Below are 17,465 nucleotides of genomic sequence, written 5' to 3'. Positions count from 1 at the left end.
TTGCTGCGTGCTTCCCTGGTAGCCATGATGCTGATGGCCGCACTCGCCATCGCAGCACCTGTCCATGCGGCGGAACCCGCTACGCAAGAAGACGTTATCAGCGCCATTTCGGCGGGCCGCGATGCCTCGGCCCTGCTGCAAGGCCTGGATAACCGGATGGGGGGCGGCATCGCGGCACGCAACACCACGGGCAAGCAACTGGCAGAAGCCTTGACGGCCATGGCCAGCGCGGTGAATGCCGGAGATGTAAAGCGTGTCCAGCAAACCTACGAACAGGTACGCGCCAGTGCCATGCTGGTGCAGGACGACAGCGAAGACCTGAAGGCCAAGATTGCCGATCCGTCCTTGCCCGCCAGCTTTGAATCACGCCGCGCCACGGTGCAAAGCCAGCTCAGCCAGTTGATGCAGCAACTGTCCGCTGCGTCGGCCGGCCTCAGTGGCGATGCCCAGCAGCAGGCGGCAGCCATGGCGGCGCTGCGCGCCGTGCTCAAGGCCACGACCCAGGGGCAGGGCGATGCCCCGGTGTTGCGCGCTGCCTTGCTTCCTGTGCGCCCCCTGGCGCTGGCTACCCGCGCACCCGCGACCAGCCCCGCCATCCGCCCGAGCTATGAAGCAGAGCAAGACATCGCTTCCACCCCGGAGGATGTGGCCGACGCCCCTGAAGCACCCTTGAGCGAAGAAATCCTCGCCAAAACCCAGGAGCTTGACTACGACTACGTGCGCATCTACGAATACGTGCGCAACAACGTACGCAGCGAGTGGTACACCGGTAGCGCCAAAGGAGCCCTGGGTACCTTGCGCACCGGTGCCGGCAATGCCGCAGACCAAGCCGCGCTGCTCGTTGCCATGATGCGCGCCGCTGGCGCGCCAGCACGCTACGTGCAAGGGGTGGTAGAGGTTGGCGTGGACACTATTGCCAGCGCCGCTGGCCTCGCAGATGCCAGTCTCGTGCCCGATCTCCTGGCCAAGGCCGGCATTGCGTATTCCCCTGTCATCCAGGGCGGTCGTGTAACGCTGGTGCGCGTCGAACACACCTGGGTGACGGTGCGCGTGCCCTACACCAACTACCGCGGCATCGTGCTCGACGCGACAGGTAAGACCTGGCTGGCGCTGGACGTGTTCTACAAAACCCTGCTCCCCAGAGCCAGCAGCGTGAGCCAAGCCAGCCTGGGCCTCGACTGGCAAAAGCTCGCGGCCCAGTACCGCGCCACACAGCAGGCGCTGGATTTCGCGAGCTATGTGCGCGCGCAAGTCGATACGGCATTGCAGGCGCAACCCGCCGCAGCCGGCGCCACCTACGATGCCATCACGGCGCCCGCGCCAATCAAGCCCCAAGCCCTGGGCCTGTTGCCCAACACGCTTGCCTTCCCGGTCGTGGCCGTCACAGCCGAATCCGCGGCCTTGCCGGACGCATTGCGCTCCATCGCCCGCATCCGCCTGTTCAACGATGCCACGGGGGCCGGCAGCGCTGGCCTGGACATCACTTTGCCCGTCCATGAGTTGTTCAACCAGCGCGCCACCATCAACTACATTCCCGCAGCGGTGGATGACCACCGCGCCATCCTGCTCGCCGGTGGGTTGGATCTGGCGCCCGTTTACCTGTTCCAGTTGCGGCCGGAACTGCGCCTCGACGGCTATCAGTACAGCGTCGGCCTGGCCTCTCTGACGGGTGGCAGCAATGTCAAATTCCGTCTTGACATCCAGATGCCGGCCGCTACGCAAAGCATCGAACAAACCTTCCTCGTCGGCGCTTACCACGCCATCGGCGTAGGGCAATCCGGCGTGGCGCGCAGCCCCACGCGATCCGCGCGTGACAGCGAATACGACGCTGCTCGCCTGCTCGACGGCATCGTCCAGCGCTATGAAACACAGTGGAGCGCCTTCGAGGCAGGCGCGGGCCAACTGAGCGGCGCTGCGATCGTCCACCCGGCGCCTTCAGTGACCATCGTCAGCAACGCGCTGAATGTCTACAGCGTCAATGCCGTGCCGTACACCCTGGAGTGGAAGGGCGTCACCATCGACGCCGCCGCACACTCCACCGAGGTCGTCGCCGCAAGCACCGCCAATGCTCGCGGCCTGTACAGCGCCACAGGTTTGGCTGGCGCTTCTTTGGAACACCGGGTGTTCGAGGCGCAATTCGGCGCGGAATCCGTTTCCGCCGGCAAGCTCATCGCCCTGGCGCGCGCGCAGAACACCGCCGTGCACACCCTTGCCTCGCCCGGAGCGCCTGAAGTCGACACGCTGCCGGTCACGCAGGCCACCAAGGCCGAACTCAAGTCCTTTCTGCAACTGGGCTATGGCGTTGAAACACCTGCGCAAAGCATTGCGCACCACGCCTGGCGCGGCACGGGCTGGATCGTCAGCGACCCCACCACCGGTGCGAGCGGCTATTACCTTTCTGGCGGCATCGCAGGCGGCGCTACGGCGGAAAGCCCCTGGACCAACCAATTCCTGGCCGACGCATTGGCCGGAGCCCATAGCGATGCTGCGGACAACGATCCATCGTCTGCGTGGAGCGTCGAAATCCTGGGTGCAGGCGGGGATTTGGAGGGAACGGCCGGGCAAGCCCTGGGCGAACCCCTGCGTGTACTGGTGCGCGACCGTGAAGGCCGGCCCGTCAAGGGCGCGGGCGTCAATTTCCTGCCTGTGCGCGGCGGGGGCAGCGTCAGTCCTGCCAGCGCCATCACGAACGGGATGGGCGTTGCCACTGCCACCGTCACGCTCGGCAAATCCACGGCCGATTCCCCGGTATTCATACGTCGCAACAGTGGCGACGAGTACGTCACCCAAGCAGGACTGAATGTCTTTGACGTTGCCGTTTCGTCCGCCGCAGGCACGCGCAGGCCTGAAGCGCCCATGCGTGCCTATGCATGGCCAGATCAGCCCGCGACCCTTAATGCCAAGCAGCTCGCCAAAGGCTCGGCCATGCCTGGCATGGCCACCTCGCAGAGCGAGTTCTCCATTGAAGTACTGGATCAGTTCTCCAATCCCGTTGCCAATGTCAGTGTCGAGGGCAGTGGGCAGCAACCCCGCGCCAACTGCGATCCCGAGGCGGAAACCACGCCTGCCACGGTCGATGGACCCTTCAAGAGCGACACTTCGGGCGTGGCGTTTCTCAAGGTCACGCCGGGGCCGACCAACGGCACCGTGTCGCCTGTCAAGGTAACTGCGGGCGGGCTCACGACAACCGTCGAAGTGCATGTGACCGAAGAGTGCGATGGGACTGCTGCAAACTTGCGAGCGCTGGTCTGGAGCTACTTGGACAAAGACGGCGCACCCAGTGCCGCAACGGGCCTTGGCAAGCGTTTCGAGCGCACTTTTGGGATCAAGCTCTTCCAGGAGCGCGCCGTCCGCATCGTCAAGAATTCCAGAAATCAATGCGTCTGGTCGGCTGCTCGCAGGTTCGAGCCAGTCACCACGGCCACGGTTTCTGCGCAAGTCTCTGCTGGTGGCAGTGCACTGGGTGTAACCAGCACCGGGGCGGGCACATGGGAAACCCATGTGATGACCGGGCCCCAGCCTGCTGCCAATGAACTGGTGTGGATCGTGGGAGGCAAGTACACCATCGATACCCATTGGACCTCCGACTGCACCACGCGCACCCCCATGGAGCAGCCCATCGACGCGAGCTTCGCTGGCGCCTCCGTGTTCGGCGTGCGTGCCAGCATCACCGACATCACCTCGGAAGAAACCGATGCCAACCTCGACCCCCACCGCATGTACCTGTCGGACGGCGGCCTGAACACCTACCCCATCAAAGCCACCTTCAAGCTCGAACCCGACGCCTACAAAGCGCCCGCCGTTCATCTGCGCGTCTTCGAAGACGGCCAGCTCATCGACGTGCGCCCATCCACCAGCAAGCAGCGCCAGGGCGACATGCAGATAGAGCGTGGCAACTACTTCGACATCGCCAAGAACTACCAGGTTGACGCCTACATCAGCGACAACATCGTCTCGGAAAAAGTAGATATCCCCTTCAAGCAACGCATCGTCACCAGCTACGACCGGCTGCTTCGCCTTTCGCGTGACGTGGACATCGCCAACGACCGCTATTGCGGGCTGGGCAGCGCGCTCAATTTCACCCTGAGCCAAGGCGCCAGGATTACCCTTGAGGCAACCCAGCTCAGCGACGACGACAGCGGGACGCCCACCGGCAGCCCCGTGCGCCTGGTCGATGGGCAATCCTTCGGCGCGGGCGCCCACAGCATCACCCTGGGGCCTGACGCCCTGCTGCCCACCAAGAACGGGTATGCATTCACCCTCACCGCCGTCGCCGACAAGGACGGCTCGGTCGAGCCCAACCACGGCAAGGTCATCTCCACCCTGACCCTCAACGATGCGTTGCCCGTGGGCAGCATCCTCGTCCATGGCGTCAACGTCAAATCCGGCCGCATCACGCTGTCGGGCATGGGCTTCGGCGTGGCCGCGCGCGGTCCGCAACTGGCCCTGCGCCCGTCCTATTCATCCGGCGGCTCGGGCCGTATCGGCGTGCTGGGCGCGAACTGGGGGCACAATTTCGACGCATCCCTGTCCACCACCCCGTGCGGCGACATCCTCATCAACGCTGGCGATGGCGGCTCCGTGCGCTTCTTCCCGGCCAACGATGGCACGCTCAACCCCGCCAAGGGCTACCACGGTACCCTGATCGCCAACCACGCCGACAAAAGCTACGACTTCTACTCCAAGGACGGCACGCGCTACCACTTCGCCTTCATCGGCGGCAAGCGCCAATGGGCGTTGAAATCCATCACCGACACGAACGGCAACGCCCTCACCCTGACCTACGACATGGGCGTGGACGCCCCCCTGCTCAGTGTGCAGAACGACTACGGCCAGGCCCTGCAATTCGTCTACCAGATCAGCGCCTTCGTCGGTGCCGGAGCGCCCGTCAACGTCCTCAAAGCCGTTCAAGGCCCCGAAGGCATGGGGCTGGCATTCGACTACGACGCCACCGGCAACCTCATCAAGATCGCGCGCACCGACGCCCCTGGCGCCAGCGAAACCTACAGCTATACCGACTACACCAGCCCGCTCGGCGTGCCCAACATGATGCTCAGCCACACCAATGCGCTGGGCCATACAACGCAGTTCAACTACAACGCAGGCCCCGTCCTGCGCAAATTCGGCAACGGCCAGGTTCCCTCGTTCGAAACCACCGTGATAAGCGTCGCCACCCCGGACGGCGCCACCACCGGCTTCGCCTACAACGCCAACCCCGACGCACCCGCCACCACCGTCACCGACCCCCTGGGCGCCGCCACCCGCTACAGCTTTAACAAATACGGCAATCCGCTCGCCATCGCCGGCCCCGCGGGCACCACCACCATGACCTGGGCCACCCATGACGTGGTCATGCTCAGCAAAACCGACGCCAACGGCGTCGCCACCCACTACACCTACGACGCCAATGGCAACCAGACCAGCGAGCAGATAGCAGGCGAAGGCGGTGCCACCTCGTCACAAACCTGGATGGCGCAAACCACGCCCCCCTTCATCAAGAACAAGCGCCTGAGCGCAACCGACCGGCGCGGGCACACCACCACCTACGGCTACGACGAACGCGGCAACCTCACAAGCGAACAAAGGCCCGACGGCAGCCGCGTGAGCCACAGCGTTGCAGCCAACGGCGACCGCCAAAGCAGCACCGACGCGCTGGGCAACACCACCACCATGCGCTACGACGGCCGGGGCATGCCCAGCACCGTGATCGATGCCCTGGGCGGCACCACCCGCACCGGCCACGACAACCGGGGCCGGCAAACCACCGTCACCGACGCCGAAGGCCGTACCACCGAAATCCAGTACAACACCCTGGACCAGCCCACCCGCATCACCCTGGCCGCAAGCACTGCCGCCAGCGGCAACAAAACCATGGCCTGGGACGCGCTGGGCAACAAACTCAGCGAAACCGACGAAGAAGGCCGCGCCACCAGCTACCAGTACGACGGCATGAACCGCGTCGTCCGCAAATCGCTGCCCATCGGCGCCATCGTCACCGCCTACGACCTTGCGGGCAACAAGACCAGCGAAACCAACCTGCGCGGCAACGCCACCACCTACGGCTACGACGGCGCCAACCGCCTCACCAGCCGCACCGAGCCCGCCACCCCGCCCAAAGTCACCGGCTACGCCTACGACGGCGTGGGCAACATCGTCACCGAAACCGACGCCCTCGGCCGCCAGACCCACTACACCTACAACAAACTCAACCAGCGCACCGCCACCAAATACCCCGGCGACACCGCCAGCACCGCCACCTACGACGCCAACGGCAACAAAACCAGCGAAACCGATGCCCTGGGCCGCGTCACCACCTACACCTACGACAGCCTGAACCGGCTCACCCGCCAAACCATCGCCGGCCAAAGCAAGCGCAGCATGGCCTACGACGCGAACGGCAACCTTGTCAGCCGCACGGACGCCAACGGCAACACCAGCCGCCTGGCCTACGACGCGCTGGGCCGCGTGGTATCCGAGATAGACGCGCTGGGCAGGGACACCTCCACCGACTACGACAAGGTCGGCAACAAGCTCCAAGTGACCAACCCGCTGCGCCAGGCGCGCAAGTGGCAATACAACGCGCGCAACTGGGTCGTGGTGGCCCAGGACGAAGAGGGCCGCCAGACCGCCTACAGCTACGACAAGGCAGGCAACCGCCTCACCGAAACCTGGCCCAACGGCAACACCGTCAGCCACGAATACGACAGCATGAACCGGCGCACCGCCAGCCGCGACAGCCTGGGCCAGCTCAGCGCCACCGCGTACGACGCCGACGGCAACATCACCAGCCAGAGCGACGGGCGCGGCAACGCCACCACCGCCACCTGGGACGGCACGGGCCGCCAGCTCAGCCGCACCCAGCCCAGCGGCGCCGGCGGCGCCACCACCACCACCCGCTACGACGCCGCCGGCAACGCCATCAGCGTCACCGCGCCCAACGGCAACGTCACCACCACCCAATACGACGAACGCAACCGCCCGCGGCACGCCAGCGACAGCGTAGGCACCATCAGCACCACCACCTACGACGCCGTAGGCAACGCCCTGACCCAGACCGACGGACGCGGGCGCACGCAAACCCACACCTACAACGAATACAACCTGCGCACCGCCACCCGCGACAACCTGGGCGCCGTCAGCACCCTCGACTACGACCTGCACGGCAACAAGACCAGCGAAACCGACGCCAACGGCACCACCACCAGCTACCAGTACGACGCGCTCAACCGCGTAACCAGCACCACCCGCGCCGGCATCCAACTGCACAAGAACGAATACGACGAAGCCGGCCGCGTGCAATTCGAAACCGACGCCCTTGGCAACAAGGTCGGCTACGAATACGACAAGCGTGGCCTGCTGGTCAAAACCAGCCGCAGCCTGGGCGCCATCGACCTCCTGCAACGCGACGCCATGGGCGACGTCACCCAGGCCACCGACCCCGAAGGCCGCACCATCAAGACCCAGTACGACCTGCGCCGGCGCGCAGCCAGCGTCACCGACGGCGAGGGCAACACCACGCAAAACGCCTACGACCTCGCGGGCAACCTCACCGAAGCCACGGCCCCCAACGGTGCCACCACGCGCTACGGCTACGACGCCGCCAACCGTCTGGTCACCATCGCCCAAAGCCTGGCCAGCGGCCAGATACAGGCCAGCCGCAGCTACGACACCAGCGGCAACCTCGTGGCCCAAACCGACTACAACGGCCACACCACCCGCTACCAGTACGACCCCCGCAACCGCCGCACCGGCAAAACCCTGCCCGGCGGCGCCCAGGAAACCAACGGCTACGACAACGCCGACGGCCTCACCAGCCACACCGACGCCAACGGCAACCACTTCACCCACACCCTGGACGCGCGCGGCCGGCGCACCCAGACCGCCACCACCGCCGCCAGCGCCAACGGCGCGGGCAGCATCACGCAAGCGCGCTACGGCTACGACGGCAACGGCAACCTCACCAGCACCACGCAAGTGGACGAATGGGGCACGCGCACGGAAGCCACCAGCTACGACGCCTTCGACCGCCCCGTCAAAGTCACCGACGCCTGGGGCAACAGCCTCACCCATGGCTACGACGCCCAAGGCAACCGCATCAGCACCACCGCACAGCCCGGCGGCAGCGTCACCAGCATCGGCTACGACGCGCTGAACCGGCCCACAGCCCAGAGCGGCGCAGGCGGCCTCACGCGCATCGGCTACGACAAATCCAGCCGCATCACCCGCATAGACCACCCCGACGGCAGCAGCACCGCCACCAGCTACGACAAGGCAGGGCGCGTGGCCACGGAAACCAGCAGCACGCAAGCCCATGCTGGGGCAGGCAACACCCTCCGCGCCAGCAGCCACGAATATGACGCGAATGGCAACCGCACCGCCAGCAGCAGCACCGAATCGCTCAGCGCGGCCAACCGCAGCGCCACGCTCAGCGCCCAACTGCCCGGCGGCGCCAACCCCGGCAGCCACAGCCGCACGCGCACCGAGCGCTGGACTTACGACGCGCAAGACCGCCTCGTAAGCCACACCACACCCGAGCGCACCATCACCTGGCAGCTCGACGCGGGCGGGCGGCGCCTGCAGCAAACCGTGGTCGCCACGGTAGGCGCCACCGGCCCGCCCAACGCCCTGGAAGCCCGTGCGGCCGAACCCATTGGCACACAAACCTACAGCTACAACGAACGCGACCAGCTCACGCACATCAGCGGCGCGCGCGCCATCAGCTACACCTACGACGCCAACGGCAACCGCCTGACGCAAACCGAAACCCAGGGCGCCAACAGCCAAACCACGCGCTACCACTGGAACGCCCAGGACCAGCTCGTCAAGGTAGAGCAGGGCGCAGGCGGCACCCCGCAACTGCTGGCCAGCTACCGCTACAACGCGGATAACCTGCGCGCGGAAAAAATCCTCGGCGACGCCGGCCTGGACAACGCCGCGCAAGGCAGCGGCGCAGCCAACACCGCGCTGGCCTACGAACGCATCCAATGGGACGGCCTGCACGCGCGGCGCAGCTACGAAGTGACGGGCGCGAACAACACCGTCCAGACATTGCGCAGCGACACCGACGCGGCAATACCAAGCGGCAACGCTGCCCCCATCCTGTTCAACCGCACCACCTACGCCAACGGCGTAGGCAGCGCCAGCAGCACCACGCAACTGCACGCCGACAGCCAGGGCACGGTCATCGCCACCGTGCTCAGCGAAGCAGGGGCAGCCAAGGCCGACAGCCTGCTCATCCACAGCCCCTACGGGCTGATTGACAGCGAAGCCAGCGGCAACGCAGGCGCGGGGCTCAGAAGCAACGGCAACGCCTTCGGCAGCTACTACGCAGACCCCGAAACAGGCCTGCTGTACGCACGGGCACGCTACTACGACCCGGCCAGCGGGCAATTCGTGAGCCGGGACCCGGTCGAGGGCGAGGCCACCCTGCCCATCACCTGGGGGGCCTACCAGTACGGGCGGTACAACCCCTACCGGTACACCGACCCCAACGGCAAATGCGATGACCTGCGCGACTGCAGCATCAAGGCCAGCGGCGGCGTCGTCGGCAGCATCGGGCTGACAACGCTCAAGTTCGCCGAAGGCACGATGGAGGCCGTCAAGTTCGTTGCCGACGGCTACCTGGACCTATTCGGTAGCCAAGCCGCGCGGCAACGCAACAGCCAGCGCCTGGACGTCATCAACGGCCTCATCGACAACGCCGACAAGATCCCGGCGGTAGTCAAGCAGGCGATTGTCAACATAGACGACAAGGCACACGCCGAAGACGCAGCGGGCAACACCTTCACGGCGGCCATGCTGCGGGGCAACTACGCGGGCGAAATAGCGCTGGCGATCGCAGCGCTGCCGCAAGCGGCCAAGGGTGCAGTCAGCCTGGCGGACAAAGGACTGGCCGCGGCGGGTAACAACGCTGCCAAGGGCCGGGTGGCAGCCCAGGCGCTGGCGCAGGAACTGCGAGCAGCCGACCCGGTGCTGGGGGCGAAAACGCCAGAACTGGAGCCTCCGCCGGTGCGCGTGCAGGCGGGCGATGCAACGCCCAAGATGGCCGCCGAAGGCGATGGACTCAACACCGTGGCGAAAGCGCAGCCAACGGGCAAGACAGCGCGGCCCGAGTTCAGCGACCCCTGCTGCTTTGCGCCCGGCACCATGGTCGCCACAGAAGCGGGAGAGCGTCCCATCGAAACCATTCGGGTGGGTGATCGGGTCTGGACACGCCTGGAAGACGGCACGGGAGCGGCCTTCCTGGCGGCGGTGACTGCGACCCACATCCGTGACGACCGACCGATCCTGCGCCTGAGCGTGGAGCAAATCCAGCCGGGGCAGGAGGGGGAAGAAAGCACTGAAGACCTGCTGGTCACGCCGGGCCACCCGTTCTACGTGCCGGGGCGCGGCTTCGTGAGCGTGGAGGAACTGCAAGCCGGGGATGAACTGGTGTCGCTGGCTACGCGAACGCACCTGCGCGTGCGAGCCCTGAGCCTGGAATCACCGCAAGGCACGACCTACAACCTGACGGTGGAGAAGGGGCACACCTTCTTCGTGGGAGGGTTTGGGACCTGGGTGCACAACGTGGGGCCGTGTGATACTTGTCCTGGTGGGGCTTGTGGGGTGGTTTCTGATATGAGCCAGGCGAAGGAAGGAGGCTCTTGGAAGACATTTGCGGACAATGATGTTTTTACGAGGAGAGCTGACTGGACTGCTACTCGTCCCAGAGGTACAGGTCAAACCTACTCGGTTATTCAACGAAATGATATTGACTGGGGTTTGGTGCGTAAAGACGGCCCAGCAGATTTTGTTGGAAGAACAAATGCTGAAGCAGCTAGAAAAGGCCTCGCACCAGAACTATCAGATGGAAGTCTTGCTACGCTTCATCATATTGGCCAAGATTCTCGTGGCGCTCTTGCCGAGGCAAGTACAAGATATCACGGAGTTGGTAAATCAGGGCAGGATGCACTTCACAGTCTCTACGGGCGAAATGCACCGCATCCAGTTTATTCAATTGATCGTCGTGCTTTCTCTGTAGATACGAGAGAGTATTGGCAGTGGCGTTGGCAAAATCCAAATAAGTGAGATCATATGTTTGATGTGAATCATCTGAAGCAACTGTATGAAAAATTGAATGGCCTACGTCCTGTGAGCGGTGTTTATTTGCGCGAATTGGAACAAGAGCTTCCAATATCCCTTCCCCAGGATTTCTTGTTGGCCGCTGAATTTTTTAATGGTAGTGGCATTGCTGTTATGCCATTGCATGCAATTGCTCATAGCCCAAAGACTAATGTGTTGAGTGAGACTAGGCGACTGAGAGAAAGTATTGGATTGCCTGAAAATTTTCTTGTTCTTGGAGAGCCTCCGGAAAGTTTACTGGTTCTTGATTGTAGTAATGGTGAGGTAGTTTGGTGTGATGCAATAGATGCACCTAAATTAGGAAAGGGTGAATTGATCAATAAACCCGAGGTGTGGAAGAGTTATGGTGATTTTCTCGCTTACTTGGCTAATGAGGAGGAAAACGATAGAATCTGATAGGATGGTCTCAAATCCGAACTGCAACCCCGCTATTTTGATAAATATGGAGAGTGCTGCAGCGAATTGGTCATAGCACATCGGGTCAAGTTGTATCTTCAAAACCCACCGGTCCGCAAATTGCTATATTAATGATAGCTGCCAGCGCTTGCCCCATAAGCGCTAGAGCCTTAAAACACTCAAAACCCTCGCAACACAAGCGCATCCTCCACCACCGCCCCAATGGCTCGTGAAGCCAAAGCCCTTCCACCCCATCCATCCTTGACGCTGCGCGAGGGGGCTGCGTCCTCCATGCCCGCATCCCGAACGGCCCATTGCTTCTTCTCCCTGTTTAGCCTGCTTTGCTTCTTGTGGCTATCGGTGTTCCCAGGCGTGGTCCACAGCTACACCTACGACGCCAACGGCAACCGCCTGACGCAAACGCAAACCCAGGGCGCCAACAGCCAAACCACGCGCTACCACTGGAACGCCCAGGACCAGCTCGTCAAGGTAGAGCAGGGCACAGGCGGCACCCCGCAACTGCTGGCCAGCTACCGCTACAACGCGGACAACCTGCGCGCGGAAAAAATCCTCGGCGACGCCGGCCTGGACAACGCCGCGCAAGGCAGCGGCGCAGCCAACACCGCGCTGGCCTACGAACGCATCCAATGGGACGGCCTGCACGCGCGGCGCAGCTACGAAGTGACGGGCGCGAACAACACCGTCCAGACATTGCGCAGCGACACCGACGCGGCAATACCAAGCGGCAACGCTGCCCCCATCCTGTTCAACCGCACCACCTACGCCAACGGCGTAGGCAGCGCCAGCAGCACCACGCAACTGCACGCCGACAGCCAGGGCACGGTCATCGCCACCGTGCTCAGCGAAGCAGGGGCAGCCAAGGCCGACAGCCTGCTCATCCACAGCCCCTACGGGCTGATTGACAGCGAAGCCAGCGGCAACGCGGGCGCGGGGCTCAGAAGCAACGGCAACGCCTTCGGCAGCTACTACGCAGACCCCGAAACAGGCCTGCTGTACGCACGGGCACGCTACTACGACCCGGCCAGCGGGCAATTCGTGAGCCGGGACCCGGTCGAGGGCGAGGCCACCCTGCCCATCACCTGGGGGGCCTACCAGTACGGGCGGTACAACCCCTACCGGTACACCGACCCCAACGGCAAATGCGATGACCTGCGCGACTGCAGCATCAAGGCCAGCGGCGGCGTCGTCGGCAGCATCGGGCTGACAACGCTCAAGTTCGCCGAAGGCACGATGGAGGCCGTCAAGTTCGTTGCCGACGGCTACCTGGACCTATTCGGTAGCCAAGCCGCGCGGCAACGCAACAGCCAGCGCCTGGACGTCATCAACGGCCTCATCGACAACGCCGACAAGATCCCGGCGGTAGTCAAGCAGGCGATTGTCAACATAGACGACAAGGCACACGCCGAAGACGCAGCGGGCAACACCTTCACGGCGGCCATGCTGCGGGGCAACTACGCGGGCGAAATAGCGCTGGCGATCGCAGCGCTGCCGCAAGCGGCCAAGGGTGCAGTCAGCCTGGCGGACAAAGGACTGGCCGCGGCGGGTAACAACGCTGCCAAGGGCCGGGTGGCAGCCCAGGCGCTGGCGCAGGAACTGCGAGCAGCCGACCCGGTGCTGGGGGCGAAAACGCCAGAACTGGAGCCTCCGCCGGTGCGCGTGCAGGCGGGCGATGCAACGCCCAAGATGGCCGCCGAAGGCGATGGACTCAACACCGTGGCGAAAGCGCAGCCAACGGGCAAGACAGCGCGGCCCGAGTTCAGCGACCCCTGCTGCTTTGCGCCCGGCACCATGGTCGCCACAGAAGCGGGAGAGCGTCCCATCGAAACCATTCGGGTGGGTGATCGGGTCTGGACACGCCTGGAAGACGGCACGGGAGCGGCCTTCCTGGCGGCGGTGACTGCGACCCACATCCGTGACGACCGACCGATCCTGCGCCTGAGCGTGGAGCAAATCCAGCCGGGGCAGGAGGGGGAAGAAAGCACTGAAGACCTGCTGGTCACGCCGGGCCACCCGTTCTACGTGCCGGGGCGCGGCTTCGTGAGCGTGGAGGAACTGCAAGCCGGGGATGAACTGGTGTCGCTGGCTACGCGAACGCACCTGCGCGTGCGAGCCCTGAGCCTGGAATCACCGCAAGGCACGACCTACAACCTGACGGTGGAGAAGGGGCACACCTTCTTCGTGGGCGGGTTTGGGGCCTGGGTGCACAACGTGGGGCCGTGCAATACCTGTCCGGGTGGGGTTTGTGGAGCAGTGTCCAATGCGGGCAATGGAGTGGATGCTGCGAAAACAACAACTGGCTTTCCCTCAAACCCCACAGTTGACAGCATACTTGGAAAGCTGAATCAATATCCGCAAATCATAGATCCTCGGACCGGGAGAAATATTCCAATGCCCTTTGATGTTGGGAGGGTAGTATCAAAAGATCAACGTGTTTTATGGGGCGCTAAAGAGCGTGGTGCATTTATTTCGGATTGGTATAAAAGGGGTTATGAGACTCCACGAGGTGGATGGGAAAACTATGATATTCATCACATCAAACCACGAGAGTTTGGTGGGACAAATGATTTCTGGAATCTAGCTCCCGTAGAGAGAAGTACTCATCAGAACTTGTTTAATAGCTTTTGGCGCGAATTTGGTGGTTTATGAAAAATATATCGAGTTTAATTGATGAACTTCAGGTAAACTGGGGAAAGGCGCATTCTGCAATCCATCGTGGCGAAGCGGTGCCTTTTCAGCTTTGTTGCGAATTCTTCCCGGTGCGTTCGGAATTCCTGTTGGGATTTTCTGAAAATTTACCTCCTGATTTGGCTGAATTTTGGCGGCATGCTAGCGCTGCAAATCTTTTCAAAGATGCTGAATATGGTCAATGGGGGCTTGAAATATTTGATGCGCAAAAGGCTAAGGCGGAATCATTGAGGGTTTTCTCAAATCGCCCGGAAGATTTTTTGGAATCTGATCTTGTTATTGGTAGGTTTCTTGGGGATTCGGATTTGCTGGTGATCCGCAATGATAGGGGTGCCGAAGATTTTGGATCTATCTTGGTAGCGCTGCCAATCGATAAAAGAAATGAATGGAATTTTGTTGCCGCTTCATTTCTGATTTTCCTTGAAAGATTTGTCGAAGCTGAAGGAGATAAATTCTGGGAGAATTGATTGTACTGTGTTGTCCACCACTGTGGAATTTTTCGGCGGTTTACGAGTATTTTGAAATTAACCTTTATGGTTTGTGCGAATGCCAAATTTAGGGTAGCCCCAAATCTAAAACCCTCTGGCGGGCTGTGATGACAGCACATAAAGTCAAATGGCGTCATCCTGAAGATCGGGAGGCCTTAACTTGCTACAAGGGCTTCCCCACATTCGCAAGCAATACCTCTCCCTGGGTTTATCGCGCAGCGATAGACCCAGGCATGGTCTTCAACGGTTTCAGCTCAGTTCCCAGCCTTGTGCGTGCAGCGCGTCGATGCTTCTTGGCAAACGGTGCGGACGGCGTGACTACAAACGGTCATTAGCGCTACCTTCTGTGTCGGCAGCAAACCCTGATGAAAGACGCGCGCCGGGGGCTCCATTCGTTAGTCGGGTCTTGGGATCTCTCCCATGGCTCCCCTCCAGTTAACCGAGCATTCCCCGGCGCAGGTCCAACCTTTTGCACATCAACGACTGCCTTCACGCGGCGGATTCCTGATCTGTTGGGCTTGTCTTGCTTGCGTTGTTTGTCTTGCCTGGCCTGATCGGCTCAGGCGGGCATCTTGAAGTTCTCCCCCCTTTGCAGCACGGCCCAGCACATGCGTGCGTTCTTGGCCGCTATCGCCACCACCGCGCGCCAGTAGCCCCGGCGCTCGGCCAGGCTGCGTGCCCAGCGGCTGAGGCTGTCTTGCTTGGGCGCTCGGGGGTTCATGGCGGCAGCCAGCACGGCCCGCGCTCCCATCACGAGCAGGCTGCGCAGGTAGGCGTCTCCTGCCTTGGTGATGCGCCCCAGGCGCTGTTTGCCGCCCGAGCTGTATTGCCCGGGCACCAGGCCCAGCCAGGCGCTGAAGCTGCGCCCGCAGGCGAAGTCGTGGCCGTTGCCCACGGTGCTGATGAGGGCCATGGCGGTGGTCTGGCCTATGCCGCTCAGTTGCATCAACTGCCGTGCCTGCGTGTTGTGGCGGGCCATGAAGGCAATGTGGCGGTCGTATTCGGCGATGCGTTCATCCAGCCCGGTGACTTCACTGAGCAGGTCGCCGATGACGGTGTTGGCCCAGCCGGGCAGGTCTTCGAGGTGGGCCAATGCTTCGCGCCGCACGGTGGCGGCCTTCAGGGGCAGCACGATGCCCAGTTCCGACAGCAGGCCCCGGATGCGGTTGAGGGTGGCGGTGCGCTGCTCCACGAAGCCCTGGCGGGCGCGGTGCACCATCAACTGGCCTTGTTGTTCAATGGTCTTGAGGGGCACGAAGCGCATTTGGGGCCGGGTGACAGCTTCGCAGATCGCCGCAGCGTCGGCGGCATCGTTCTTGCCTCGTTTGCCCGAGAGGCGGTAGGGGGCGACGAACTTGGGGGCCATCAGGCGCACGGTGTGGCCGAGCTTGTCGAATTCCCTGGCCCAGTGGTGTGCGCCGGAGCACGCTTCCATGCCGATGAGGCACGGGGGCAAGGCGGCGATGAGTTCCAGCAGTTTGTCTCGGGCCACGCTGGGGCGCACCAGCGCGGGCTTACCTGCTGCATCCACACCGTGAACGGCGAAGACGTTCTTTGCCAGGTCGATTCCTACGGTTACGATGGTCATGGACTTCCCCTTCCATAAAACAAGCGTGTTGATGAGAGATTGCACTTCCCATCGTGGCACTTGGTTGCCGTTCTGCGCAAATGCGCGCTGCGCTTGGGACGGGGAAGTCCCTTTCATTCGTAAGAAATACGTCAAGCCTGATTACACGATCTATACGCAAAAGGGCCAAGTGGCTGCCTATGCAGATGCCAAGACAGGTACTTCGATTCCATTCGATTTGCAGGCACGGGGTTTAGTTGAGTGGTCGACAACAACCAAGAGCAAAACCCTGATCTACTACACCCCAGAGGGCACAACACCGATTAACCCAAGCTTGCTGAACTACGCACGGCAACGCGGTGTGCAAATAAAACAGATTGGAGTCCCATGAATAATTTAGTTCCAGGCATTGCATTCTCGTTGATTTCAACTAGCGATTTTTCGAACCCATCGCTGGCGAGGAAAATTGTGCAAACCATCTGTGGCGTATCAGGCAGCATTCGTCCGTCTAAGTTTGGGCCTTTCGAAGGAGTTAGTCTGCTTGCAGATTTTGATGAGCCAGTAAAATTTATTTCTCAGACCGGCAAGCATACTGAGGCTGGAAGCCTTGTACTTAGGGCCGGCAGAAACTGCGAGTACCAGGTTCAGTGGAATAGGTCAAATCCGCCTTCATTTCCATTTGTTGGCGGCTTTCTGTTGCGAAATGCGTTTGACAAGAAACCAGATGTACTAGTGGATTTTTTGGCGTTAATAAAAAAGTTGGCGCCCGTGGTAAATATTGTGTATGGCGACATTCGAAGCATGGAGTTTGCTGGCTGGGACACCCCGTTCAACCTCAGCGTACGTCTTCCTGAAATTCCGAATGTGTCTATCTATGGTAAGCCTTACATTGATTTTTTCGGAAGAGAGAAAATTGAGAGTGCTCCGTTTCACCATATTGAGCAGCTGGCCGATGATTTTTATTGGCTTCAGGCAACAGAGTTATTAACTGATCAAGTCCCGGAAGAGGTGCGAATTTCAATACATCAACACTTCGGAGATGAAGTTTTCATGTCGGGAAAGAAATGGCGCTATAACGATGGCCTTCATCCTGAATTTGACTTCTCGGCGATTGCGTAAGTGTCAAAAAATTAGAAAGTTCCGAAGCTCAAATCAGGGAAATATATTCTCGTCTTGGGTTAATTTGC

General features: G+C 61.9%; 7 protein-coding genes. 6 read left to right on the top strand and 1 reads right to left on the bottom strand.

Translation table 11 applies throughout. The annotated features are described in order from the left end of the window. Window positions 1-33: 33 nt before the first annotated feature. The 4 genes from YS110_04375 to YS110_04360 all read left to right on the top strand — a co-directional run bounded on the left by YS110_04375 (window position 34) and on the right by YS110_04360 (window position 14,690). Window positions 34-11,067 (top strand): Hint domain-containing protein, encoded by an 11,034-nt coding sequence (locus tag YS110_04375; protein UJB64053.1) that lies wholly within the window; start codon window positions 34-36, stop codon window positions 11,065-11,067. A gap of 6 nt (window positions 11,068-11,073) precedes the next feature. Then, entirely contained in the window at window positions 11,074-11,517 is a 444-nt protein-coding gene (locus YS110_04370) for an SMI1/KNR4 family protein (GenBank protein ID UJB64052.1), read from the top strand. 261 nt (window positions 11,518-11,778) lie between these two features. After that, window positions 11,779-14,184, top strand: coding sequence for a Hint domain-containing protein (locus YS110_04365; protein UJB64051.1), 2,406 nt, complete (start codon window positions 11,779-11,781; stop codon window positions 14,182-14,184). Then, window positions 14,181-14,690 carry an SMI1/KNR4 family protein gene (locus YS110_04360; protein ID UJB64050.1) on the top strand — a complete coding sequence of 170 codons (510 nt, stop codon included), beginning with the start codon at window positions 14,181-14,183 and terminating at the stop codon, window positions 14,688-14,690. The genes YS110_04365 and YS110_04360 overlap by 4 nt, the downstream gene beginning before the upstream one ends. Window positions 14,691-15,270: 580 nt before the next feature. On the opposite strand, the gene YS110_04355 is transcribed toward YS110_04360, so the two are convergent. Beyond that, window positions 15,271-16,299, bottom strand: a complete 1,029-nt coding sequence (locus tag YS110_04355; protein UJB64049.1) for an IS110 family transposase — start codon at window positions 16,297-16,299, stop codon at window positions 15,271-15,273. Here YS110_04355 and YS110_04350 point away from each other — a divergent pair. Together YS110_04350 and YS110_04345 are read left to right on the top strand one after the other, a co-directional pair. Next, complete coding sequence (locus tag YS110_04350; GenBank protein ID UJB64048.1) at window positions 16,298-16,669, top strand: hypothetical protein; 372 nt, start codon at window positions 16,298-16,300, stop codon at window positions 16,667-16,669. The two genes, YS110_04355 and YS110_04350, sit on opposite strands and share 2 nt — an antisense overlap. Further along, on the top strand, window positions 16,666-17,397 hold the full coding sequence (locus YS110_04345; protein ID UJB64047.1) for a hypothetical protein: 732 nt from the start codon (window positions 16,666-16,668) through the stop codon (window positions 17,395-17,397). The genes YS110_04350 and YS110_04345 overlap by 4 nt, the downstream gene beginning before the upstream one ends. The last annotated feature ends 68 nt before the right edge of the window (window positions 17,398-17,465 follow it).

Source organism: Acidovorax sp. YS12, from assembly GCA_021496925.1.
Taxonomy (GTDB): Bacteria; Pseudomonadota; Gammaproteobacteria; order Burkholderiales; family Burkholderiaceae_C; genus Paenacidovorax.
This window is presented reverse-complemented; position numbering and strand designations above follow the sequence as displayed.

What these genes read in the sequence shown, in the direction of transcription:
- YS110_04350 (UJB64048.1), top strand. Translation starts at nt 16,298, where the DNA reads ATGGACTTCCCCTTCCATAAAACAAGCGTGTTGATGAGAGATTGCACT.
- YS110_04360 (UJB64050.1), top strand. Translation starts at nt 14,181, where the DNA reads ATGAAAAATATATCGAGTTTAATTGATGAACTTCAGGTAAACTGGGGA.
- YS110_04375 (UJB64053.1), top strand. Translation starts at nt 34, where the DNA reads ATGGCCGCACTCGCCATCGCAGCACCTGTCCATGCGGCGGAACCCGCT.
- YS110_04345 (UJB64047.1), top strand. Translation starts at nt 16,666, where the DNA reads ATGAATAATTTAGTTCCAGGCATTGCATTCTCGTTGATTTCAACTAGC.
- YS110_04370 (UJB64052.1), top strand. Translation starts at nt 11,074, where the DNA reads ATGTTTGATGTGAATCATCTGAAGCAACTGTATGAAAAATTGAATGGC.
- YS110_04355 (UJB64049.1), bottom strand. Translation starts at nt 16,299, where the DNA reads ATGACCATCGTAACCGTAGGAATCGACCTGGCAAAGAACGTCTTCGCC.